Raw genomic sequence first — 24,497 nt, forward strand, 5'->3', positions numbered from 1 at the left:
TGAATTATATGAAACATTGGATTCAAGCGGCTCGACTTAGAACATTGCCATTGTCTTTATCAGGAATAATATTAGGAGGTTTTTTAGCATCAAAAAATGAGGTGTTTAATACGTTGATTTTTGTGTTCTCAGTTCTTACGACAATAGGATTTCAGGTGTTGTCGAATTTTGCAAATGACTATGGAGACGGAGTCAAGGGTACTGATAATGAAAACAGAATCGGTCCGGAACGTGCTTTGCAGAGTGGCGCCATAAGTCCGAAACAAATGTTGCGTGGTATTTATATAACTGTTGCAGTTACTTTGATCGTAGCTTTGACTTTGATATATGTGTCTTTCGGTGTAGAAAATTTTGCCTATTCAGTACTGTTCTTTTTTTTAGGTTTAGCTAGCATTGCTGCGGCAATTAAATATACTATGGGTAAAAATGCTTATGGATATAGTGGACTAGGGGATGTTTTTGTTTTCTTGTTTTTTGGATTGTTAAGTGTTGTTGGGAGCTTATTCCTGTATACTAAAACCGTAGAGATTACTACTTTTTTACCAGCTTTTTCAATTGGTTTTTTGAGTACTGCAGTATTAAACTTAAATAATATGAGAGATAGGGCTTCTGATATTTTGTCCAATAAAAACACGTTGGTTGTGAAAATCGGAGCTCAAAATGCAAAGCAATACCATTATGCTTTGTTGATTTTAGCTTTTGTTTCTTCTTTGGTTTATGTGGTGTCTGATTACCACTCTCCATTCCAATTTTTGTTTCTTTTTTCTTTTATACCACTTGGGTTACATTTTGCGCGAGTCCTAAAAAATAGCGATGCACAAAATTTTGACCCAGAGTTAAAAGTTGTGGCATTGAGTACTTTTCTTTATGCTGTATTATTTGGATTAGGGCAAGTATTGTAGTTTCGTTTTAGACGGTATTAATTTTCAATTTATTTTAACATAAAATAAACTACATTTGATAGCATTGAATGTAAATAAAAAAATGAATGAAATTTATAATATCGTTATGTTGTCTTTTGTTTCTTGCGCAAACAACAATAGCGCAAAAGCCTAAGAGATTATCTTCAAATGAACTGTTCGAGAAAATAGAGTCATTGAATTTTTTTGGAACCGTATTGTATGTTGCAGCACATCCAGATGACGAAAATACAAGATTGATCTCGTATGCGTCGAATAAGTTGAAAGCTAGAACTGTTTACTTGTCTTTAACACGTGGAGATGGAGGCCAAAACTTGATTGGTCCAGAAATCAGAGAATCTTTGGGGGTTATTAGAACTCAAGAGTTATTGGCGGCAAGAAATGTAGATGGCGGAGAACAATTGTTTTCAAGAGCCAATGATTTTGGGTATTCAAAACATCCTGAAGAAACACTTTCTATTTGGGATAGAGAAAAAGTATTGGCAGATGTAGTTTGGGCCATTCGTACTGTAAAACCTGATGTGATTATCAATCGATTCGATCATAGAACTCCGGGAACTACACATGGCCATCATACGGCTTCCGCAATGTTAAGTTACGAGGCTTTTGATTTAGCGTCAGATAAGAATAGTTTTAAAAACCAATTAGCATATACAGATACATGGAAGCCTTCGAGAATGTTTTTTAACACTTCATGGTGGTTTTATGGAAGCCATGATAAATTTGAAAATGCAAATAAGGATAAATTTTTAGATTTTGACATTGGCGTGTATTACCCTCAGAAAGGAATGTCGAATAATGAAATAGCGGCAATCGCAAGTAGTCAGCATCTATGTCAAGGATTCGGGAGGTTGAGTCAGCGAGGTACTGAAAAAGAGTATATAGAGTTTTTGAAGGGAGATTTTCCTACCGATAAGTCAAATTTGTTTTCAGGTATTGATACGAGTTGGAAACGAGTAAAAGGAGGAAGTAAGATTTTTGAAATTCTTTCTGAAGTTCAAGAAAATTTTGATTTTAAAAGTCCTTCTAAACATATCTCGCAGTTGGTTGAGGCATATCAGTTGATTCAAACACTTGAAGATCCTTATTGGAGAAATAGAAAAACCGTGGAAATTACTGAGGTTATCGAAGCTTGTTTGGGATTGTATATCGAGGCTACAGCGGCTGAATCTTCAGCAACTCCAGGTCAATCGATTCCGTTGCAGTTAGAAATTTTGAATAGAAGTAACGTAAGTGTTATGTTAGATTCTTACGAAATTGTAAAAGACGGAAAGTCTGAAGTAAAAGAAAAAAACACAACTCTATTGAATAATATAAAAATATTGGTTAAAGATGAGGTTTCTTTGAAAAATGTTGCCTATTCGTCACCTTATTGGTTAAATACAAAAGCAAGTTTAGGGATGTATTATGTTGATGATCAGCGAATGGTTGGGAAGCCAGAGTCGGAACAACCCTTGAAAATAATTTTTAATATCAACGTCAAGGGACAGCAAATACCTATTACAAAAAATGTAGTGTATCGATATGCAAAAAGAGATAAGGGCGAGTTGTATCAGCCCTTCGCAATCGTTCCTAAAGTAACAGTGAGTATTCCTGAAAAAGTTATTTTGTTCAATAGCAACAAATCAAAAAAAATAACAGTAAATATTACTGCAGGAGAAGATGATATTTCTGGTACAGTTGAACTTTGTTATCCTGAAGGTTGGAAGGTTTCTCCCAAACAGATTCCATTTCAAATGAGTCAAAAAGGAGCAATCTTAAAAAAGGTGTTTGAAGTTACCCCACCCAATAAAACTGCTGAAGGAAAAATAAGTGGGTTAGTTCGAGTTGGTAATGATGTTTTTGAAAAAGAAAAAATAGAAATAGCTTATGATCATATTCCTAAACAAACTATCTTAAAAAATTCTGAGTCAAAAGTAGTTCGTTTAGAAATCGAGAAAAAAGGTAAGAAAATTGCCTATGTAGAAGGAGCGGGAGATGTTGTTCCAGAAAGTTTATCTCAGATTGGGTATGACGTTGAACGAGTTTCAGTTGAATCAATCACATTAGAAAAACTACAAGAATTTGACGCAGTGGTTTTGGGTATTCGCGCATATAATACGCAGGAGAAATTAGCCTACAAACAAGAAACAATCTTACAGTATGTTAAAGCCGGTGGAAAAATGATTGTGCAATACAATACGGCCGGTAGAAGGAGAGTTGATGTAATGGCACCTTTTGAATTACTTGTATCGAGAGATCGAGTGACTGATGAAAAAGCTACTGTGGTGTTTTTGGATAAAAAACATCCTTTATTGAATACACCGAATAAAATTAAAAAGAAAGATTTCGATGGTTGGGTTCAAGAAAGAGGATTGTATTTTCCAAACAAATGGGCCGAAGAATTTACACCTATTTTAGGAATGCACGATAAGGGAGAACCTCAAAAAAATGGAAGTCTTTTGGTTGCTCATTATGGAAAAGGAGTGTATATCTATACAGGTTTGAGCTTTTTTAGGGAGTTGCCAGCAGGTGTTCCAGGAGCTTATAAATTATTTGCAAATTTACTTTCTTACGAACAATAGCCTATGAAAAAAACAAAGTACACTTGGAAAAAAATATACAGCTACGTGCTATTGGCGAATGTGCTGTATCTCATTGGTTTTTATTTGATTATGAATCGATTTTCGATATAAATAGTAGTTGGTATGCAGCAAATTGATTGGGTAGTTCTTATTGCAACTTTATTGTTTATAGTGATCTACGGTTCTTACAAAACAAGAGGAAGTAAAAATGTAAAAGACTTCATCAAAGGAGGAAGCGAGTCGAATTGGTGGACCATAGGTCTTTCAGTGATGGCTACGCAAGCCAGTGCAATTACTTTTCTTTCTACTCCAGGTCAGGCGTTTAACGATGGTATGGGGTTTGTTCAGTTTTATTTTGGGTTGCCGCTTGCTATGGTGATTATTTGTGTAGTTTTTATTCCAATCTACCACAAACTCAACGTGTATACCGCCTACGAGTTTTTAGAACAACGTTTCGATTTAAAAACACGTTCGTTAGCTGCGATTCTTTTTTTAATACAGAGAGGTTTGGCAGCGGGTATTACTATTTTTGCTCCGGCAATTGTGTTGTCTGCTGTGTTAGGGTGGGATTTGATACCATTAAATATTAGCATTGGATTGTTGGTTATTATATACACTGTTTCTGGTGGAACCAAAGCAGTGAGTGTTACTCAGAAACAACAAATGGCAATTATTTTTTCTGGAATGTTCGTTGCATTTTATTTGATACTTGATTATTTGCCAGAAAATATCTCTTTTACCAAAGCATTAGAAATCGCTGGGGCAAGTGGGAAAATGGATGTGCTAGATTTTTCATTTGATTTGAACAATAGATATACAATATGGACCGGACTTTTAGGGGGCACATTTTTAATGCTGTCATACTTCGGTACTGATCAAAGTCAAGTGCAACGATATTTATCAGGAAAATCGGTAAAAGAAAGTCAGTTGGGATTAATTTTCAATGGGTTGCTAAAAATACCGATGCAGTTTTTTATTCTGTTGGTAGGTGTTTTTGTCTTTGTTTTTTATCAGTTCAACACGTCTCCGTTAAATTTTAACCCGAAAGCTACGGAAGTAGTGATGCAATCTCAAAACAAAGATGCTTATGCTGATTTGCAATTTCAGCATGAACAAATTGAAGGGCGCAAAAAAGTATTGCTTGAACAAGAGTTGTCTCAAGAAAATATTTTGCAATTAAAGGAATTAAATGCGCAAGACTTAGCATTGAAATCAAAGGCAAAACAGCTTATATCATCCACAGATGAGACGCTTGAAACCAACGACAAAGATTATGTGTTCATACATTTTATTTTGCAAAACTTACCGAGAGGGTTGATAGGGTTGTTGTTGGCGGTGATACTGTCGGCAGCAATGTCTTCAACAGCATCTGAACTTAATGCATTGGCTTCTACCACTACAATTGATTTGTATAAGCGAAATCAAACTCAAGAATTAGCTCAAGGGCATTATGTAAAGGCAACGAAATGGTTCACTTTTTTATGGGGTGTATTGGCAATATCTGTAGCTTGTGTGGCAAATCTTTTCGATAATTTAATTCAATTGGTAAATATTATCGGTTCTATTTTTTATGGAAATGTACTGGGGATATTTTTATTGGCATTTTTTGTGAAAAAAGTAAAAGGGAATGCCGTTTTTTATGCAGCTCTGATAACTCAAGTTGTAATAATTGGAGTGTGGTTTGCAAATGTGTTACCCTATTTGTGGTTAAATTTATTGGGGTGTCTATTGGTGATGAGTTTGGCAGTTACCATACAATATCTCAATAAAAAAACCGATTAGCATCACTAATCGGTTTAGGTTGTTTATAGTTTAACGCTCCATTCAATCAATGAGTCTTCATTCATTTTTACGTAGGCTTCGTTGTTTGCTTCTTTAGCAAGCTCTAGCGATTTTTTAGCCGCTTTGATCGCGCTCTTCGTGTCACCTGCTTTATGATGGATTAATGCTTGTTTTCTAAGAACCCAAAACTTAGGTTGTTTCTTTTGCATTTTCACAGCTTTGTCAATCCATTTTTTTGCTTGATTGATGTCGTGGTTCGTCTCATAATAATACACTGCTGCAGCATAATAGTCGTTTACCTTTGGATTTTCATCCATTGTTTTTTGAATACTCGCCATTACTATTTTCTCTGTAGGAACATGGAATGGAATAGAGACATAAGTCTTTTCCCAAATAATTTCTAAGAGAGCACGGTCACTTTTGATTTCGTTAAAATCAATAGCCATCGTTTCTACATTAAACGGTACTGGAAATGCTTTTCCTGTTGCTTTAGCTGCTACTTTAGTGTCGTCCCATTTTTTCGGAAGTCCCCAGTTTTCAGAATCTTTATAGAAGAAAAACTCCCAAGAATCTTTATTTGGAATGGTGAATAAAGCATAAGTTCCGGCTGCTACAACTTGTTCTCCAATAGTGATTTCAGTATCAAAGGTAACTTTGGTGTTGCTATTTGCACCGGTTCTCCAAAGCTCTCCATAAGGTACTAAATCACCAAAAATAGTTCTCTCTTTTACACCTGGTCTTGAGTATTCAACTGTAATTGTGGTCATTCCCACTTTCTGAGTTGTTTTTGATAAAGGACTAGGTTGCGGAGTGGTTACCTGAGCGTTCGTCAGGCCTGTCAGAGTGATGGTAAAGAGTGTTAGAATTAATTTTCTCATCATATAATATTTTTTGATTTTACTAGCGTTAAGATACAAACTTTCAATGAAGAAATTATGAAATAAAAAGTATCTTTACTTTACGATATTAAAAATTGAAACAGATGAAGATTACTTTTTTAGGACATGCAAGTTTTTTATTAGAAATAGAAGGAACAAAAATAATTGTAGACCCTTTTATCTCGCCGAATGAATTAGCAAGTGATATTGATGTTGATGCGCTGAGAGCTGATTATATTTTGGTTACACATGCACATCAAGATCATATTGTTGATGTAGAAAAAATTGCTAAAAATTCTGACGCTACGGTTGTTTCAAATTTTGAAATTGTAACTTATTTTGAAAAGTTAGGAGTTTCTGGTCATCCAATGAATCACGGAGGTACATGGGAATTTGACTTTGGTAAAGTAACGTATACAAATGCCATACATTCTAGTTCATTTCCTGATGGAACTTATGGTGGGAACCCTGGTGGTTTTCTTATTGAAGGAGAACATAAAAATATTTACATAGCAGGCGATACGGCTTTGACGATGGATATGAAGTTGATTCCTTTGAAAACAACCTTAGATGTTGCGATTTTACCAATCGGTGATAATTTTACTATGGGAGTTGACGACGCTATTATCGCTAGTGATTTTTTAGAGTGTTCAAAAATTGTAGGATGTCATTTTGATACTTTTGGATACATTGAAATTGATCATGATGCAGCCATTAAGAAATTTTATGACAAAGACAAAGATTTGATGCTATTGAAAATCGGAGAACATATTGAATTGTAATTTTTGTGAATAGTTTTAGATGAAAGCAATTTTCAAAAAGTATGTCTTAAATTTTAAGCAAGCAAGCGGCACTTCACGTGGTGTATTAAGAACAAAAGAAACTTTTTTTATAAAAATTTCTAAGAATGCAAGAGTTGGAATAGGCGAGTGTGGTTTGTTTCGTGGCCTGAGTGCGGATGATTGTCCAGAATATGAAGAGAAATTGGCATGGACATGTGAGCACATTCATTTGGGTTTAGAAGTTTTGTTAGATGAGTTGAAAGCGTTTCCATCGATTCAATTTGGTTTAGAACAAGCGTTTTTATCTTTAGCAGGAGCTACTAAGTTTCAATTATTTGATACTGGTTTTTTTGAAGGCAAAGAACCTATCTCTATCAATGGGTTGATTTGGATGGGGACAGCTGAGTTTATGCAGCAACAAATTCAAGAAAAATTAGCACAAGGTTTTACTACGATCAAATTAAAGATAGGGGCGATAGATTTTGACAAAGAATGTGAGTTGTTAGCTTCTATCCGTAGTCGTTTTTCTGCCCGAGAAATTGAGCTTCGAGTAGACGCAAATGGTGCTTTTACTCCTGAAAATGCACTTGATAAGTTGGAGCGTTTGTCTAAGTTTGACTTGCATTCAATTGAACAGCCAATACGGCAAGGTCAATGGAAAGAAATGAAAACTTTGTGCGAAAAAACACCTTTGCCGATAGCTTTGGACGAAGAATTAATTGGTGTTTTTGACAAAGAAATCAAAGAAAGATTAATCGAAGAGATAAAGCCGCAATACATTATATTAAAACCTAGTTTGGTGGGAGGAATTAAGGGTTGTAATGAGTGGATTTCAATTGCAGAAAAAAATAATATTGCATGGTGGATGACTTCTGCATTAGAAAGCAATATTGGATTGAATGCTATTGCGCAATACACAAGTTTTTTAAAAACAAATATGCCGCAAGGCCTGGGTACTGGTGGTTTGTTTACAAATAATGTAGAATCTCCATTGTACGTGAAAAACGGAAATATTGGGTACGATACGAATAAAAAATGGGGGCAAATATACATATAACATGGCGTTTTTAGAGAAAGGATTTTTAGGGTTGATTGATTGGTGGAGGTATCTAGTGGTTTTGAGTTTAATGATTGCAGGAATTGCCATTTTTTCGATTCCTCATGGTGCAGCAATTAGTTTAAAGACAGCTCTTGGAGAAGCAGATGCAACTCGCTTAGACGATGTAAGTTATTTGATGTCATTGTTTGAATCGAACCTAAATTTGTTTTACATCACATTGCCATTTGTAGGGGGATTGCTTTTTTTGTGGATTGGTGTTAAAAAAGTACACCGGCAAAATTTGGTGAATCTTACCACTGGAAGAAGTCGGATAGATTGGAGTCGTGTGAGATTTTCTTTTGGTTTTTGGACATGTATTGTAGCCTTGTTTGTGGCAATACAATTGATCTTGGCTCCAGAAACCTTGGTGTTTAATTTTCAGTTAAAATCGTTTTTGATACTCGTTGTTATTGCTGTAATTATGGTGCCAATTCAGACAAGTTTTGAAGAATATTTATTTCGTGGTTATTTGATGCAGGGGTTAGGTGTGTTGTCTAAAAACAGATGGTTTCCCTTGTTGTTTACTTCTGTTGTTTTTGGTGTGATGCATATATCCAATCCAGAAGTAGCTAAGTTAGGTAAGGTGTTACTTGTATATTATATAGGTACTGGTTTTTTCTTAGGAATCATAACGTTAATGGATGACGGAATGGAGCTGAGTTTGGGGTTTCATGCTGCAAATAATTTAATATCAGCATTGCTGGTAACTGCAGATTGGCAAGTGTTTCAAACGTATTCTGTATTTAAAGATGTATCTGAACCAACTTTATTCATTTCAATAGTGCCGCCATTAGTTTTATTTCCGATAGCAACAATACTGTATGCTAAAAAATATGGTTGGTCTGATTGGAGACAGAGATTAACGGGAAGTATAGAATTACCAAAATAATATGAACACTAAAATTCATCCTGCTTTTAAGGTAAACGATAAATCATTTGTGAATAGCAAAGAGTTGTGTTCGTTTGTGCAAAAGTTTTCTTTAGAGTCGGCCGTTTTTTTAGAGGATTGGTTTGATGATAAAGAGGTTGTTGTAGTGCAAACTTCAGGATCGACCGGTGTACCAAAAACAATTGAGATAAAAAAGAGTCACATGCGAAATTCGGCTTTGGCAACGGGTGATTTTTTTGAACTAAGAGCCGGTACAAGAGCACTTTTATGTATGTCGTCAGAATACATTGCCGGAAAAATGATGTGGGTAAGAGCACTTTTATTAGGTTGGGAAATGGATGTTGTAGTTCCCGTTTCTAATCCGCTTTCTACCAATACAAAAAGGTACGATTTTTCTGCTATGGTACCTTTGCAAGTTGCGAATTCGATCAATGAATTGGAACGTGTCAAAAAATTAATTGTTGGAGGAGGTGTGCTTTCGAAAGAGGTTGAAAAACAATTGCAAACTGTCACTACGAAGGTATATGCGACATATGGTATGACGGAAACCGTAACCCATATTGCAATCAAAAAAATCAATCAAACTTTTGCATCAGATTATTATCAGACGTTGCCTTCGGTAAAAGTTTCTATAGATGATAGAGGTTGCTTGGTTATAGATGCGCCTAAAATTGCTGATGAAATAGTCGTAACGAATGATATGGTAGAGATTCAATCAGAAAATTCGTTTCAATGGTTAGGGCGTTTCGATTCTGTGATTAACAGTGGAGGTGTGAAAATAATTCCTGAACAGATAGAAAAAGAGCTTTCAAAGACTATAAGTGGAAACTTTTTTGTAGCGGGAATTCATGATGACTTATTCGGTGAAAAAGTTGTTTTAATTGTGGAAGGAAAAGGAAATTTGATACAAAATAAACCAGACATTCTTCATTTTTTGAAAAACACGAAATTATCAGCTTATCAAGTTCCTAAAGCAATTTATTTTGTGGAGAAGTTTGAAATGACGGACACAAAAAAAATCAAAAGAAAAGCCACACTGTCGAAATTATTCTAAAGCTTGCTGCTATATTCTTGTAAAAAAGTTTCCCAAGATTCTTCTAAATGTCTTTCCTCGCCAAAATACACCAAGATTGGTTCTATAGTCTCAGCATCTAAATAACCCGGGATTTTTTGGATAAATCGACCGTTTTTATCCATAAACACTGTAGTCGGGTAACTCATTTTTCCATGTAAAATACTGGCAGCAAGTTCGTGATATCCTCTTCTTCCGTTGTTTATGTATTTATATTCTTTGCCTTTGTAGTAAATCGATTTTTTTTGCTCGGCATTTAATTTTACTGCATAAAAATTCTCGTTTATGATATCTGTGATTGCGTTATTACGATAGGTGTCTTGATCCATTTTTTTGCAATAACCACACCAGTCGGTGTAGATATCAATAAGAATATTTTTGGGTTCTTTTTCACTTTTTGCAATGGCTTCTTCAAAACCTATCCATTGAATTTGTTGTGCGTTGCTCGAAAGCCCGACAAGTAGAAGGAGTAGGGTTGAGAAAATATATGTATTGATTTTAATGAACACCATGCATCATTGATTTTATTTTTTTGCTTAGTACTATAAGTGTTAATCCTGCAAGAATTGGAACTAATGTGAAAATTAAGAAAAATGTTGACAAAGAATATTCACTAGAAATTTTGTCAATCATACCTCCCATAGATCCTGCAACTTTGTTTCCAACACCAATGGCACAATACCACAATCCAAACATCAATCCTATTTTAGTTGCCGGAACTAGTTTTGACAAATAAGATAGACCTACAGGAGATAAGGTAAGTTCTCCTAGGGTATGTAAAAGATAGGCTAAAATCAACCAAATTACACTTACAGAAGCAGTTTGAGCTCCAGACGGAATAGCTAAAGAGCCGTAAGCAAGTACCCCAAATCCTAGTCCTAGTAATATCAATCCTATTGCAAATTTCACACTTGCTGGTGGGTTGTATTTGCTTTCCCAAATTTTTGAGAATAATGGAGCAAAAGCAATGATGTAAAAAGAATTTAAAATCCCGAACCACGAAGCAGGGATATCTGCCTTAGTGTGACTAAATTCATTATAAATTTTCCAAAGTACAATTCCCCAAATAATGACAAAACTGAATCCGAGTATAAAATTTGAAAGTTTATAATTCTTAAAGGTTACATTAAACAATAAGAAGAGTACATAGGTGATTATCCCCAAGGGAACTATAGTAATTAATGTATTGATAATTCTAAAAATATCGGCAGCTGCACCTTCTAAAACTCGATTGGTGTAATCCTTGGCAAAAATGGTCATGGATCCACCTGCTTGTTCAAAAGCAGCCCAAAAGAATACGGTAAAGAAGGCTAATATTCCTACGACAATATATCGTTGTTCTTGGATTTTAGCAGGGATGTTATCTACGATTTTGTTTTTTTCTATTTCAGTTGTGTTTTTTATTTTCTTTTGAGACAACCCAATATGACCATAAATATTTTGAGCAAACCAAAATTGCAACATTCCTAAGAACATAAAGATTCCTGCCAATCCGAATCCCCAATGGAATCCGTAAGTTTCACCTATATAACCACAAAGTAAAATTCCTAAAAACGCACCGGCATTCACCCCCATATAATAAATGGTATAGGCCCCATCTTTTTTTTCAGGCCTGTCGTTATACATTTCAGAAATAATAGAGGTCATATTCGGTTTGAAAAGACCGTTACCCGCAATCAAACAGGCGATACCAATGTACAAACTTGTGGGGGTATCGAACGTCATAGCACCATGCCCGAGAGTCATAATGAATGCCCCTAAAACAACTGCCCATCGGTAGCCTAAAAATTTATCAGCCAAATAACCTCCAAATACAGGGGTAAAATATACCAACATCGTATAGGTACCATACAATCCTAAAGCTTCTTCTCTCGACCATGCCCAACCACCATCTAATAAAGACGAGGTTAAGAACAATACCAATAAGGCACGCATTCCATAATAAGAAAAGCGTTCCCACATTTCTGTAAAAAATAAGACAAACAATCCTGCTGGATGTCCTAAAACATTGTCTTTAAAAAAATGATCGTTGTTTGCTTGTGTCATAGGGATATTTCTTTATTAATTTTTTAAATGTTGCTCAAGAAAATTTGTCATTTTCGTAAATAAATGAATACGCGTATTTCTACCTCTATAGATGCCATGAGCACGATCTGGATAAATTGCTTGCTCGAAGTCTTTGTTTTGCTCGATCAATACATTCGACATTTGATACGTGTTTTGAATGTGAACGTTGTCGTCACCTGTACCATGTACAAGTAAATAATGTCCTTGTAGTTTTTCGGCGTGAAATAGGGGAGAGTTTTCATCATATCCAGATGGGTTTTCTTGGGGTGTTTGCATGTAGCGTTCGGTATAAATAGAATCGTAAAACCTCCATGATGTAACCGGTGCTACCGCTATAGCTGTATCAAAAACATCAGCACCTTTTAAGATACAGTTGCTTGCCATGAAACCTCCATAGCTCCACCCCCAAATTGCGATTTTTTCTGCATTTATATAATTGTATTTTCCTAGTTCTTTGGCAGCATTGATTTGGTCAATGGTTTCTAATTTTCCCAATTCTTTGTATGTTGCTTTTTTAAACGCTGCTCCTTTGTAGCCTGTACCTCTACCATCAATACAAGCTACGACAAACCCTTGCTGAGAAAGTAAATGATACCAATAATCATTGTAGCTGTTCCATGAATTGGCAACGCTTTGAGAGCCAGGACCCGAGTATTGAACCATTACGAGAGGATATGTTTTATTTGGATCAAAATTGGTGGGTTTTAATAACCACATGTTGAAAACACCACTTTCTGTTTTTAATTCAGAAAATTCTTTTTTATTTAAAGAATAGGGCGCAAGCTTATCAATAAGTTGCTTGTTGTTTTTTATTTCTTTGATGATTTTTTTACCATTGAATAGCGCGTATGATAAAGGAGTATTGGCATCTGAATGATTGATGATTGCATAGTTTTTCGATTTGCTAAAATCTGCATCATTCGTACCTGTTGTTTTGCTGATGATTTTTTTTGATCGTCCGTTGAGTGCAATCGAATATACCGTTCTGTTAATACTTCCGTTTTCTGTAGATTGATAATAGAGTTTTTTCTGCTTGGCATCTATTCCGTAAAATTTTGTCACCTCCCAGTTTCCTTTTGTCAATTGTCTCTTTAATTTACCAGTATTTGAATAATGATACAAATGATTGAAGCCACTTTTCTCACTTTGCCAGATAAAGCTATTGTCTTTTAAAAAAGTGAGTTTTGAAATTTTTTCTACAGAGATGTAGCAACTGTCTTTCTCTTGAAGCAGTATTTTCGTATTTAGATTTTCACTATCCACGCTTATCAATTCAAGATTATTCTGATGACGGTTTAGTGTTGCTACAACCAAATTTTTATTAGTATTAGTCCATTTTAGTAATGGGATATATTCATAATTGCCTATTGCTATCTTTTTTGAACTACCATCGGTTACGTTGGCTATGTGCAAACTTACATCGGCATTTTTTTCACCGGCTTTAGGATATTTGAAAGAATATGATTGAGGATACAATTGATTTCCAAAAACATCCATAGAAAATGTTGGGACATCGGTTTCGTTAAATTTTAAATAGGCGATTTTTTTGCTGTCTAAACTCCATTCAAACGCTTTTACAAAGCCAAATTCTTCTTCATAAACCCAATCTGTGATACCATTGATAATCTGGTTTTTTACACCATCATTTGTAATTGCTTTGGTTTCGTTAGAGATCAGATTGTTTACATAGATGTTATTGTTGTAAATAAAAGCAACTTGTTCGTTGTTGTTTGAAAAAGTTGGCTCTTGAATCCAAGCTTCAGAGATTTTAGATAGTTTTTTAGAGCCTATTTCAAAAATGTAATAAACCGCTTGAGAAGAATGCCTATAAATAGATTGCGTGTTGGTGGCTATTAGAAGATGAGTTTCAGAGGCATTGAATGAGTAAGAATCAAAATATTCTATTTCAGAATAATCTTTACTGTCAATCAAAGTCTTTGTTTTTTTCAAACTTTTATAGCTGTACACGTCTATCGAAGTAGATTTTGTTTCTGGGTTGTAGTTTAAAAGACTATATGCATCACCTTCTATGGGTTGATAAGAGTCTAAATAACTTTGTCTAAAAGCACCTGTCCAAATTTCTTGGTTGGTGATGTAAGCTGTTTGAGCAACTGAAAAATAAGTAACTAGAAATAATAGAATGCTAAAGATATACCGCATTTGTAGAAATAAATTTAAACGCTCAATTTATAAAAAAAATAGGGAATATTCTTCAGTTAGAGTTTTATAAATTCACAGTCCTTTGTTAACAGATAATCTTGAAGAAGTTTATATTCTGGTCCAAGTTTTTTTATATTTGGTCGATGATGCAATAACACAAAAAAGTTACTTATGATTATTAAAGAAGTAAGAGGTCACAAACCGAAATTTGGAGAAGATTGTTTTTTAGCAGAAAATGCTGTGATTTTGGGAGAGGTGTCGATGGGAGATCAGTGTAGTATTTGGTATAATGCAGTGGTTCGTGGAGATGTACATTATATAAAAATGGGAAATAAGGTAAATATTCAAGATGGTGCTGTAGTACATGCAACATTCGAAAAATCGCCTACAAATATCGGGAATAATGTTTCTGTTGGACACAATGCAATTGTGCATGGTTGTACTATTCATGATGATGTGTTAATTGGTATGGGAGCGATTGTCATGGACGATTGCGTTATCGAAAGCAATAGTATTATCGCGGCAGGAGCTGTGGTTGCGAAAGGAACATATGTGAAATCAGGTTCTGTCTATGGTGGTATACCTGCTAAAAAAATAAAAGATATTAGCGAAGAACTTTTGAAAGGAGAAGTACATCGAATCGCAGAAAATTATATCAAATATTCTGGCTGGTTCAAAGAATAACTTGCTTGTTTTACATTGAATACTTCTTGAAAAAGCCTGTTGATATTTGCGAAAAATATTTTTTCATTCGTTCGCTCATTTATGAATTAAGTTTTATTTTTGCGCATGCAACAAAAAGTACTTATTCTAGATTTTGGATCTCAAGTTACGCAGCTGATTGCGCGTCGAGTGAGAGAGTTGAACATTTATTGTGAAATTCATCCATACAACAGCGAAAAATATAATTTCGCAGATTATAAAGCCGTTATTTTATCAGGTTCACCACATTCAGTTCGAGGTGAAAATGCTCCTAAAATTGATTTGTCAGAAGTCAAAGGGAAAAAACCATTATTGGGTATCTGTTATGGAGCTCAATATTTGGCACATTTCTTTGGAGGAGAAGTCGGAGCATCTAATACCCGAGAATACGGAAGAGCGAATTTGTCTTATTTAAACCATACCAACCCGTTGTTTGATGAAATCAATGAAGGTAGTCAGGTTTGGATGAGTCACTCTGATACTATTTTGCATTTGCCAGAAGATTGCGAATGTATTGCAAGTACAGGTGATGTGAAAAATGCAGCTTACCACGTAAAAGGTGAAGATACATATGCAATTCAATTTCACCCAGAAGTGTATCACTCTACAGACGGAACAAAATTACTAGAAAACTTTTTGGTAAAAATTGCTGGTGTAGCTCAAGAGTGGACTTCCGCTAATTTTGTGGAAACCACAGTGCAAGAAATCAAAGACAAAGTAGGTAACGATAAAGTTGTACTCGGTTTGTCTGGTGGAGTAGATTCTACCGTTGCTGCTGTGTTGTTGAACAAAGCCATTGGAAAGAACCTATACTGTATTTTTGTAAACAACGGACTTTTACGTAAAAACGAATTCGAAAGCGTGTTGAATCAATACGAAGGAATGGGCTTAAACGTAAAAGGAGTTGACGCATCTGAAAGATTTTTAGAGGAATTAAAAGGTCTTGAAGATCCGGAAGAAAAGCGTAAAGCAATTGGAAAAGCATTTATAGATGTTTTTGATGCAGAAGCACATTTGATTGAAGATGTAAAGTGGTTAGCACAAGGTACTATTTATCCGGATGTAATAGAGTCTGTTTCGGCTGATGGAGGACCTTCAGCAACTATCAAATCGCACCACAATGTTGGTGGATTACCAGACTTCATGAAATTAAAAATCGTAGAGCCATTGCGTATGATTTTTAAAGATGAAGTACGTAGAGTTGGTAAGTCTATGGGAATAGACCCTGAGCTATTAGGTCGTCACCCATTCCCAGGTCCAGGATTAGGAATCCGTATTCTAGGTGATATTACAGCTGAAAAAGTTGCGATGTTACAAGAAGTAGATTATATATTTATACAAGGATTAAAAGATCATGGATTGTATGATTCTGTATGGCAAGCAGGTGCTATTTTGCTTCCTGTGCAGTCGGTTGGAGTTATGGGAGATGAGCGTACTTATGAAAAAGCAGTTGCTTTACGTGCGGTATCATCTACGGATGCAATGACTGCTGACTGGGTTGATTTGCCTTATAAATTTTTACAAGAAATTTCGAACAGAATTATCAATAATGTGAAAGGTGTGAACCGAGTGGTATATGATATCAGTTCTAAACCACCTGCAACTATTGAGTGGGAATAAAAGCTTTATTAAAAAGTTATTTATATAAAAATTGTGATAGCCATTCTAGAGAAAATTGTAAATTGTTTCTTTAGAATGGTTATTTTGTTAAAAATAAATTTTATGAAAAATAAATTCCTTTTTGTTTGTATGTGCATGTTTGTGTTGATTTCAGCATGTGCACAACAAAAAAAATATATTTCTTACAAGGTAAAAGAAGGCGAAAGCGTTAAAGAAATTGCAAAGAGATACGATGTAAAGTCGAGAGATATCATGCGTCTGAATCCTGATTTGAAAAGAAAACCTGAGGCAAACACACTTATCTTAATTCCGAATGTAGACTACGATGCCGAAGCAGAGGCAAAAAGAGCAGCAGCAGAGGTGTCAGCTTCTCAAAATCACATCGTACAGCCTAAGGAAACTTTGTATGGTATATCAAAGCATTACAATGTGAGTATGGATGCTTTAGAAGCGTTAAACCCTGCTATCGAAACCGAAGGGTTGAAGATTGGAATGGTTTTGCAAATTCCACAAGAAAAAATGTTGACTCCTGAACAAGTGAAGCAAAACGAATTAGATTATCTAAACGACCACTTTGTTTTACATACTGTTGTTAAAGACGATACAGAGTATAGTTTAACGAGACACTATAATGTTTCTCGTGAAAGTTTATTACAATTAAATCCTGAATTATCGGAAGGGTTGAAATTGGGAATGCTATTAAAGATAAAAGAGAAAGTTTCTGAAGCAGAATTGAAAGAAAGTGCAGCGTTGATTTTTAACGATAGTGTTGTGTTTAAAGATACTGTTGATGTTGCTATGTTGTTGCCTTTTAAATTTGCCAAAAATGATACGTTAACGAAAGAACAGCTTTTTACAACGAATCATAATCTCATATCTATTATTACTGATTTTTATTTAGGTGCTGATATTGCGATAGATTCAATTCGAAAACAAGGAGTGCCTGTGCGAGTGTCGGTATATGATTCTCAAAACGATCGAGACACGATTAAATCATATATCAAAGCTGGCGCTTTTGAAAAAACAGATGTGGTATTTGGTCCAGTGTTTAACAAACATGTCAATTATTTTGCTGGAGAAGTAAAAGATATACCAGTTGTATTTCCGTTTTATTCTGCCAATCAAAAATCATTTATCAAAGACAATATTGTTAAAACAGTGACAAGTCGTGAGGTTTTAAAAGAAAACGTACTTACACATTTTACAGATATATACACTAACGAGCAAATAGTTGTTGTGGGAGATGAAAAAGCAAGCTCTCGATCAGAATATATTGAGATAAGAGAGTTTTTAAAGGAACACCACGATTCAATTAAAGAGGTGCATTATATACAGCCAGAAAATGGTTATATAAGTCAAGAAAGATTTGTTCAAGAAATTGATACTTTGGGTGTGAATTGGGTAATACTTACCTCAAATAATAAAGTTGTTACGGCCGATGTCATTAATAATTTGAGAGTAGTGCCTAACGATCCAGAGGTTCGCTTGTTCGCTTTTGAAAAAGCAGCGAACTTCGACAAAGTAGATAATAACATGTTGGCAAAATTAAATTTTGTTTATGCAAGTTCAGGTGTATTGGTTGATACCTTGCCAGGAGTAAAAAGTTTTTATGCTCAATACGAAAGAAAGAATTTTGGATACCCATCTGAGTATGCGTCCAAAGGATTCGATATTGTTTATGATGTATTGAAAAGAATGGTATCTAATGATTCGCTGGACTTATGGAGTAGTTTTGATAAAGGAATCTCAAAAAGGGTGAGAAGTACTTTTGAGTTTTCGCAAAAAGCTTACGGAGAACCTGCGTATAACAAAGCAGTTTACGTAAGGAAATATAACGAAGATTTATCGATTGATATCATTCAATTAGAAAGAGATAAAGAGAAAAACGACGAAAAAAGCGACATCGAACTTGAACTGAATACAGAAGCGATTCAAGAAAATGATTCGATACAAGTAGAAGAATTGTCGAAAGATTTAGAGTAAATTATCGATAAAATTCGATATTGTTTTTTAAGATAGGTGCTAAAAGTTTTAAATTCCTTTTAGTGCCTATTTTTTTTAATGTTTGTAAATGATGCATGTGGTGTGTGTCTGAACCTGCCAAGTCAATCATCCCTTTTTCAATTAGTTTTTCAGCCGTTTTTTGGACAGATTTTCCGTAGTGTCCAGTCAAAGAAAGAAGGTTGATTTGAAAACGACATCCTGCATCTTTCAATTTGTGATACATGTCGAAATCTGCATGGTAAAATCCATAGCGCTCAGGGTGTGCAAGTATAGGTTTGTATCCCGCTAACTGAATGTCAAAAATCATTTCAAACAAATTTACCGGCGCTTGCAAAAAAGACATTTCAACTAATAGAGAATCTTCTCTCAATGTTAGAAGGTCTCTTTCTTGTAAAAGTTTTACAAATTCTTCATCTAACATGTATTCCGCAGCAGCGTCAAACTTAATGTAAGACATGTCCCTTTTTTCTAGCTCTTCTAAAACCAAATCAAGTTTGTCTAAAATTGTATCGCTGCTATTTTTCCATACATTTCCTAAAACATGCGGTGTTGTAATGAAATTCTGAATTCCATAGGCATCCATTGTCGAAATCATTTCTATGGTATGTTCCATAGATTTTGCTCCATCATCTATTCCTGGAAGTAGGTGAGAATGGATATCAACAAAGTTCATCGGGAAAACTTCGGTAATCGGAGTTTCTTTTTTGAATAAATTTAGCACTTAGAAATGTTAGATTTGAAAGGCACAAATTTATAAAATAATATGGTAAATCAATTTGAAAAGAAAATAGATTCTCAATTATTATTAAATACCCAAGTTTGTCCTAATGTTTTTCCGTTTTTTGAATCTCTGGCGTCAACTCTCCAATAGTAAGTTGTATTGGATTCTATTGATAATTCTATAGATGTTTTACTGATACCTTCAGCATATAGAGAGGGAGAGTTTGTGGTACCAACATACACATCATATACAAGTGGATCGTTGTCGATGTCAGCACAATTCCATTCTAAAAGAATTAACTGATTATTAGTTTCCGATTGATGAATTGGACTGATTAATTCTGGCATAAATGGCAAATGATTTTCATCGGCAATATTCTCTGTGTATAGATTTCTAGTTTCAGAAAAATCACTTTTTTCACCAGTTTCATCGATTGCTTGCACTCTCCAATAATATGTTGTTTCTTTCTCTAATTGGAGATTTTTTTTGGTGTCTTTTAAGGTTCCGCTTTTTACTACAGTGTTAAACATATTGTCTGTAGCTATTTGGTAAAAGTAGTTTATCGGGTCTCCTTCATTGTCTATAGAAGTAGCCCACTCAAAAGTTAAATCACTAGAAATACACAATAAATTATTTGTTGGATTTAATAATGTCGGAACTTCGGGTGCTGTATTTTGTTCAATAGTTTCTTCCGGAGTAGTTTGTGAACAAGACCATAAAGTTAGAACGCTTAGGAAGTAAAAAATATTTTTCATGAGTTATTTTTTTATGATTTTGATAGTTTGAGAAGGGGCTTGACTTGTTTTGATGAAATAAATACCATTTGTTAAATGCTCAATATTGATATTTGTTACATTGTTTGATATCGTTGTACTTTTCTCGTAAACGGTTTTTCCTAAAGGATTTAGTATTTGTACGCTAACTTGCTCGTCTGCATTATTTTCAAAAAATATTGAAAGCATAGAACTTGTAGGGTTTGGATATACGGAAATATGCGTTTGTATTTCGATGTTTTCTACCAGTTTTCCCTCGCAAGACCTCGCCGTTTCAACAGAGATTTGATCTCCGTTTTTAGCTTCGATTGTAGTCGTAGTTTCATAGGTTTGTTTTATCTCAGTATTATTTATCGAAATCGTATAAGGAGGTGTTCCTGATGATATATCAACAGTAGTAAGTGTTTTCTTTCCATAGTTTTTCGAAGTCGTTTTTGCTGTTAAGCTTTCAGCAGGGTCGATGGTCAATTCAAAACACTGCACAAAGGAGTCGTCTTCTTCGGTTCGGATACAAAATGAATATGTCGCCGGAGGAAGGTCGGTAATAGAAAGTTCGGTTCTAAAATCATAGAGTTGGTTATTCAATTCGAGAGAAAATTTAGAACTCCTAATAGAACTAATATCGATAGAACCATTATTCATACCGTCACATGTCTCACTTGATGATTTGATATTGAAATTGGCTTTGTCTAATTCAAAAATAGCACAACCATTTTGATCAACCTCAGCACCTTGAATTGTATTCGGACATTCATCCAAGAGATCATTAACACCATCATTATCGCTGTCGTGATTTTCAGTACCACCTCTTGGGTCGTAAACTTTTTTAGATGTAAACATTTTATACTCACCGGCATCTAATGCAATGTTTTGTTGTGTGTTTTGTAGCATTAATTCTTCTCCAGAAAAATACTCAAACCAAGTACCCGTTTGGGTAAAATTAATAGAGATTTCACTATCAAGAACATCGAAATTTCCAAGAATGATTACATCCATTTCTTCACCACGTAGGGTGATAGATTTTAATAGTTTATTTGTGTTTAATGAGAAGTCATTTGTCGAAAATGCTTCGTGTTTAGTTTTGAAAGCGATAAAAGTGCTCCATGTGTCGTAAATATGTTTTCTGTTCGCATCCGTGTTGTATTCCCATAAAACAGGTTTTTTACCTGTTCTTCCATTGAAATTAATGCTTTTATCATAACCTAATTCACCAAATTGCCAGATCATTTTCGGACCTGGAATACCAAATAAAAATGCTCCAGCTGTTTCTTGTCTGGCTAATGCAGTTTGTAAGTCTTTTGCAGAATGATAGTCAGATTCTTTTCCGAACTCTAGGTTTTTGTACATCAACCTTTCTTCGTCATGACTTTCCATATATCCAACTACATGAGGGGCATTCCATCCTCTTTTCTGGTGTGATATCCAATCAATATTATCACCATATCCCATTGTGTTTTCATTGTAGCTGTGATTTAGGTTTCCCCATAGTAGAATTCCATAATCGGCAAGTTCTTTTTCTTCAGAGTTTTCCGATAAATGTTCAAAAACGACATAAGGTTTGTTGTTAGGTGCCGTATTCCAAACAAAATCTGAATATTCTTTTAGAATCGAAATTCTTTCTGCGTCATAGGTGCTTGCCCAATTATTAGCACCTTCATAGATAGTATTTGAAAACCCTTTCGTGAAGTCGAATCTGTAGCCATCAATTTTGTATTCTGTTAACCAATAATTTAGTACATCTTTGAAAAAGGCTTTGGTATAAGAACTAGTATGGTTAAAGTCATAGCCCCAGTGAGCCGAAGTGTTATCTACTAAATTATGGTTTTCATTATACCAAGGATTGTCCACCGCTGGTTTACCAGTGGCTGAATCCCAGTACATTTGTAATAGTGGTGATTGGCTAAATGAATGATTGAAAACTACATCAGCTAAAACGGCAATTCCTCTTTCATGACATGCATCGACAAATTTCTTGAAATCGTTTTTTGTACCATAAGCTTTGTCTAAAGCGAGATAGAATGAAGGATTATATCCCCAGCTATCGTTTCCTTCAAATTCATTTATTGGCATTAATTCAATGGCATTCACACCGAGTTTTTCTAGGTAGTCAAGATGTAGCAGTGCCTCGTTATATGAGCTTTTTTCTGTGAAATCTCGAATATGCATTTCATATATAACTAGGTTTTCTTGTAAGGGTCTTTCGAAATTCTGAGTTTGCCAAGCATATGTGGTCTCATCAATTTTAAAAGTAGATACGTTGCCTGTCGTTTGTCCTTCAGGGTATGATTTTAAATTAGGATATACTGAGTTGTCAATATATTTATCATTATCAGGATCCAATATTTTTTCAGCATAGGGATCTGCAATTTTTATTTCATAATCAATTAGATATTGGTAAGCATATTCAACAGATGGATCTAAATCTGTAAGTGTAACCCAAAAATAATCACCGTCTTTATGCATCAAATAGGCTGCTTCTGTCTTCCAATTGTTAAAATCACCTATCAATACAACATCATTTTTGTTAGGAGCCAATAGTACAAAAGTAGTTTCAGTACCGTTTATTGTAATTCCATTCTTTACGTTGTTTGGCCTCGGGATAGTTTGAGTTGTTGTTTTAACAAAGACACTGATTTCTTTGGAGATAGTTTCGTTATTAACTGTTGCTATAGCCGAAATTAGGTGTGTTCCGGTTTTAGTAAAATTATATGCAGTAGATATATTATTTGCGTTTGTAGTGTTTAATATAGAGATCCCGTCAACTAAAATTTGTAGGTCTGCGGACTTAGTTGCTTCCACGGTAATTGTTATAGTTTCATTTAAACTAAATGTGTTTCCTTCTTTGGGATACACGAAAGCAATGTTTAATTCATCTGAGTAGATTGGGATAAAAATATCTGCTCCATTTTTTAAGTTCCCATCACTAGATCGGATGACGATACTGATTTCAGAAATCGTTTTTGAACTAATAACACCATAATAGTCATGTATGTTTGGTGTAATTGTAAGTCGGTATAAGTTAGCGTTGTTTGGGTCTTTAGTAAGCTCTGGTTGTTTTGTGTTGTCTCCCCATGTACCCATTACATTTTGCCATTTTTCTCCATCAACGGTAACTCCAGTATGTGCAAATAGTTTCCCAGAATAATTCGAGAGGGGTGTATTTGAGGCGTCAAAAAGAAGAGTGATTTCTTTATTTGTTGTTGGGATAGCAGGGGTTGTGGTTACTTGTCCATAAACTCCAGTAATTACAAGTAATAATAAGTAATATAAATTTTTCATAAGGAAACGAGAAATGAAACAAAAGGCTGTTATTTCTAACAGCCTTTTGAATAATGGTTAAATCATTAAATTAGTTAGATAAACTAATCGTTTTAGCAATAGTATTTACTGTGATTGTGTATTCTCCTGGAGTACCAATAAACTTAAAGTTTTTGTCACCATCCTCAGCATTTTCAAAATTTGCATCAATGCTATATTCAGCATCTTGGTAGTATGGATAATTTCTACCTGAACCCCAATCTCCATTTTTCGTGAAGAATCTGAAAGCATCATTGGCAAATGTTGTTGTTACTTCAAACAATCCATGTTTTATCCAAGTTAGTTTTACTGGAGTTGACCATCCCCAACCAGCATCTGGTACGGCTGCGCCAACCATAAATAAGTCAGGTAATTCAGTTGCTTCCATAGTAACGGTAAGCGTCTTAAGGTTTACACCAATTTTATAATAACCTGTAGCTCCATTAAACAAGAAGTTACTGTCACCATCACCTGCGTTTTCTAATAAGCTTGTAATTGTTCCTCCAGAAAAATGTGGATGGTTGTATGAGTTTGCTCCCCAATCAGCTGCATCGAAAAATCTAAAGCTTTCACCATTGGTAAACAAAGCAACTGTTTCGAAAGTTTTAGAACCAGTAGCTGGTACTTCTACAGCTTTTGCTGTATCCCAACCCATTAGTGCAGCACCTATCATAAATATAGGATCTGAACTTTTAGAGTAAGGAGTAATTGCTATTGTGATAGGACTTGATTCTGTCACTAAATCCCCAGTTGTAGCAACAACTTTAAATTGAATATTAGCTACTGCATCTGTTGCAATCTCATTATTAATAAGTACTTTGTTTATTTCCTCAACCATGAAGGTTTTTTCTTCTGTGTTGGTCGATGCCGCAATAATCATTTCACTAAAATTATCGTTTTCTTTCGCGATAAAAATTTGATAATTTGGTGTTTCTGTAACAACACCGTAATCAGGTTTGTTCCAGGTAATCGTAAATGCTTCTAACGCTGCATTGTCTTCTGTTAAGACAGCTGAATTGTCTGAAGATACCACCGTAATTTTGGTGTTTTCTGACTTAGTGTCTATCATGGCGAACTCTTCGTTACTAGCACACCCAGTTAAAAATAGGGGTAGGGCAAGCCAGTATATAAAATTATATAGTCTCGTTTTCATAATAAAAGTTGTTT

Annotated in this window: 18 protein-coding genes; 10 read left to right on the forward strand and 8 right to left on the reverse strand. The window is 34.8% G+C overall.

Translation table 11 applies throughout. The features are described 5' to 3' along the window. The first annotated feature begins 8 nt into the window (after positions 1-8). From menA to F6P99_RS12200, 3 genes are all read left to right on the forward strand, one after another. Positions 9-902: a 1,4-dihydroxy-2-naphthoate octaprenyltransferase gene (gene menA, locus F6P99_RS12190; protein WP_152287771.1), complete on the forward strand. Its 894-nt coding sequence runs from the start codon at positions 9-11 to the stop codon at positions 900-902. Positions 903-988: 86 nt separating this feature from the next. Then, positions 989-3,484: a PIG-L family deacetylase gene (locus F6P99_RS12195; RefSeq protein ID WP_152287772.1), complete on the forward strand. Its 2,496-nt coding sequence runs from the start codon at positions 989-991 to the stop codon at positions 3,482-3,484. Positions 3,485-3,607: 123 nt separating this feature from the next. Next, complete coding sequence (locus tag F6P99_RS12200; RefSeq protein ID WP_152287773.1) at positions 3,608-5,266, forward strand: sodium:solute symporter; 1,659 nt, start codon at positions 3,608-3,610, stop codon at positions 5,264-5,266. A gap of 23 nt (positions 5,267-5,289) precedes the next feature. Here F6P99_RS12200 and F6P99_RS12205 read toward each other — a convergent pair whose 3' ends face one another. Next, positions 5,290-6,147 (reverse strand): DUF2911 domain-containing protein, encoded by an 858-nt coding sequence (locus tag F6P99_RS12205; protein ID WP_317162587.1) that lies wholly within the window; start codon positions 6,145-6,147, stop codon positions 5,290-5,292. A 101-nt stretch (positions 6,148-6,248) separates the two neighbouring features. Here F6P99_RS12205 and F6P99_RS12210 point away from each other — a divergent pair, with 101 nt between their 5' ends. The 4 genes from F6P99_RS12210 to F6P99_RS12225 are packed head-to-tail and all read left to right on the forward strand — an operon-like array spanning position 6,249 to position 9,968. Next, positions 6,249-6,926 (forward strand): metal-dependent hydrolase, encoded by a 678-nt coding sequence (locus F6P99_RS12210; protein WP_152287774.1) that lies wholly within the window; start codon positions 6,249-6,251, stop codon positions 6,924-6,926. A gap of 19 nt (positions 6,927-6,945) precedes the next feature. Beyond that, entirely contained in the window at positions 6,946-7,983 is a 1,038-nt protein-coding gene (locus F6P99_RS12215) for an o-succinylbenzoate synthase (protein WP_152287775.1), read from the forward strand. A 1-nt stretch (position 7,984) separates the two neighbouring features. Continuing rightward, the gene (locus F6P99_RS12220) at positions 7,985-8,914 is read left to right on the forward strand and encodes a CPBP family intramembrane glutamic endopeptidase (RefSeq protein WP_152287776.1); all 930 of its coding nucleotides are present in this window, start codon (positions 7,985-7,987) and stop codon (positions 8,912-8,914) included. A 1-nt stretch (position 8,915) separates the two neighbouring features. After that, positions 8,916-9,968 carry an AMP-binding protein gene (locus F6P99_RS12225; protein WP_152287777.1) on the forward strand — a complete coding sequence of 351 codons (1,053 nt, stop codon included), beginning with the start codon at positions 8,916-8,918 and terminating at the stop codon, positions 9,966-9,968. Here the strand turns inward: F6P99_RS12225 and F6P99_RS12230 are convergent. The 3 genes from F6P99_RS12230 to F6P99_RS12240 are packed head-to-tail and all read right to left on the reverse strand — an operon-like array spanning position 9,965 to position 14,213. Further along, complete coding sequence (locus tag F6P99_RS12230; protein ID WP_152287778.1) at positions 9,965-10,498, reverse strand: thioredoxin family protein; 534 nt, start codon at positions 10,496-10,498, stop codon at positions 9,965-9,967. The genes F6P99_RS12225 and F6P99_RS12230 overlap by 4 nt on opposite strands. After that, positions 10,485-12,032, reverse strand: coding sequence for a peptide MFS transporter (locus tag F6P99_RS12235; RefSeq protein WP_152287779.1), 1,548 nt, complete (start codon positions 12,030-12,032; stop codon positions 10,485-10,487). Before F6P99_RS12235 ends, F6P99_RS12230 begins: the two co-directional genes overlap by 14 nt. 15 nt (positions 12,033-12,047) lie before the next feature. After that, positions 12,048-14,213: a S9 family peptidase gene (locus F6P99_RS12240; RefSeq protein WP_152287780.1), complete on the reverse strand. Its 2,166-nt coding sequence runs from the start codon at positions 14,211-14,213 to the stop codon at positions 12,048-12,050. 171 nt (positions 14,214-14,384) lie between these two features. Between F6P99_RS12240 and F6P99_RS12245 the strand changes: the two genes are divergently transcribed. From F6P99_RS12245 to F6P99_RS12255, 3 genes are all read left to right on the forward strand, one after another. Next, positions 14,385-14,897, forward strand: a complete 513-nt coding sequence (locus F6P99_RS12245) for a gamma carbonic anhydrase family protein (protein WP_152287781.1) — start codon at positions 14,385-14,387, stop codon at positions 14,895-14,897. Between the two features lie 105 nt (positions 14,898-15,002). Next, a complete protein-coding gene (guaA, locus tag F6P99_RS12250) occupies positions 15,003-16,535 on the forward strand; it encodes a glutamine-hydrolyzing GMP synthase (RefSeq protein WP_152287782.1) in 1,533 nt (510 codons plus the stop codon). A gap of 102 nt (positions 16,536-16,637) precedes the next feature. Continuing rightward, positions 16,638-18,518, forward strand: a complete 1,881-nt coding sequence (locus F6P99_RS12255) for a LysM peptidoglycan-binding domain-containing protein (protein WP_193316074.1) — start codon at positions 16,638-16,640, stop codon at positions 18,516-18,518. A 1-nt stretch (position 18,519) separates the two neighbouring features. Here F6P99_RS12255 and F6P99_RS12260 read toward each other — a convergent pair whose 3' ends face one another. From F6P99_RS12260 to F6P99_RS12275, 4 genes are all read right to left on the reverse strand, one after another. Continuing rightward, positions 18,520-19,260 carry a tyrosine-protein phosphatase gene (locus F6P99_RS12260; RefSeq protein ID WP_226913074.1) on the reverse strand — a complete coding sequence of 247 codons (741 nt, stop codon included), beginning with the start codon at positions 19,258-19,260 and terminating at the stop codon, positions 18,520-18,522. Between the two features lie 74 nt (positions 19,261-19,334). Continuing rightward, entirely contained in the window at positions 19,335-20,015 is a 681-nt protein-coding gene (locus tag F6P99_RS12265) for a hypothetical protein (protein WP_152287784.1), read from the reverse strand. Positions 20,016-20,018: 3 nt separating this feature from the next. Beyond that, positions 20,019-23,312 carry an alpha-amylase family glycosyl hydrolase gene (locus F6P99_RS12270; RefSeq protein ID WP_152287785.1) on the reverse strand — a complete coding sequence of 1,098 codons (3,294 nt, stop codon included), beginning with the start codon at positions 23,310-23,312 and terminating at the stop codon, positions 20,019-20,021. Between the two features lie 70 nt (positions 23,313-23,382). Next, positions 23,383-24,483, reverse strand: coding sequence for a SusE domain-containing protein (locus tag F6P99_RS12275; RefSeq protein WP_152287786.1), 1,101 nt, complete (start codon positions 24,481-24,483; stop codon positions 23,383-23,385). Between the last annotated feature and the right edge of the window lie 14 nt (positions 24,484-24,497).

Origin of the sequence: Flavicella marina (assembly GCF_009193215.1) — a bacterium.
Classification (GTDB): Bacteria; Bacteroidota; Bacteroidia; order Flavobacteriales; family Flavobacteriaceae; genus Flavicella; species Flavicella marina.

Coding starts and splice junctions, on each gene's coding strand:
- menA (WP_152287771.1), top strand. CDS start 9: ATGAAACATTGGATTCAAGCGGCTCGACTTAGAACATTGCCATTGTCT.
- F6P99_RS12195 (WP_152287772.1), top strand. CDS start 989: ATGAAATTTATAATATCGTTATGTTGTCTTTTGTTTCTTGCGCAAACA.
- F6P99_RS12200 (WP_152287773.1), top strand. CDS start 3,608: ATGCAGCAAATTGATTGGGTAGTTCTTATTGCAACTTTATTGTTTATA.
- F6P99_RS12205 (WP_317162587.1), bottom strand. CDS start 6,147: ATGATGAGAAAATTAATTCTAACACTCTTTACCATCACTCTGACAGGC.
- F6P99_RS12210 (WP_152287774.1), top strand. CDS start 6,249: ATGAAGATTACTTTTTTAGGACATGCAAGTTTTTTATTAGAAATAGAA.
- F6P99_RS12215 (WP_152287775.1), top strand. CDS start 6,946: ATGAAAGCAATTTTCAAAAAGTATGTCTTAAATTTTAAGCAAGCAAGC.
- F6P99_RS12220 (WP_152287776.1), top strand. CDS start 7,985: ATGGCGTTTTTAGAGAAAGGATTTTTAGGGTTGATTGATTGGTGGAGG.
- F6P99_RS12225 (WP_152287777.1), top strand. CDS start 8,916: ATGAACACTAAAATTCATCCTGCTTTTAAGGTAAACGATAAATCATTT.
- F6P99_RS12230 (WP_152287778.1), bottom strand. CDS start 10,498: ATGGTGTTCATTAAAATCAATACATATATTTTCTCAACCCTACTCCTT.
- F6P99_RS12235 (WP_152287779.1), bottom strand. CDS start 12,032: ATGACACAAGCAAACAACGATCATTTTTTTAAAGACAATGTTTTAGGA.
- F6P99_RS12240 (WP_152287780.1), bottom strand. CDS start 14,213: ATGCGGTATATCTTTAGCATTCTATTATTTCTAGTTACTTATTTTTCA.
- F6P99_RS12245 (WP_152287781.1), top strand. CDS start 14,385: ATGATTATTAAAGAAGTAAGAGGTCACAAACCGAAATTTGGAGAAGAT.
- guaA (WP_152287782.1), top strand. CDS start 15,003: ATGCAACAAAAAGTACTTATTCTAGATTTTGGATCTCAAGTTACGCAG.
- F6P99_RS12255 (WP_193316074.1), top strand. CDS start 16,638: ATGAAAAATAAATTCCTTTTTGTTTGTATGTGCATGTTTGTGTTGATT.
- F6P99_RS12265 (WP_152287784.1), bottom strand. CDS start 20,015: ATGAAAAATATTTTTTACTTCCTAAGCGTTCTAACTTTATGGTCTTGT.
- F6P99_RS12270 (WP_152287785.1), bottom strand. CDS start 23,312: ATGAAAAATTTATATTACTTATTATTACTTGTAATTACTGGAGTTTAT.
- F6P99_RS12275 (WP_152287786.1), bottom strand. CDS start 24,483: ATGAAAACGAGACTATATAATTTTATATACTGGCTTGCCCTACCCCTA.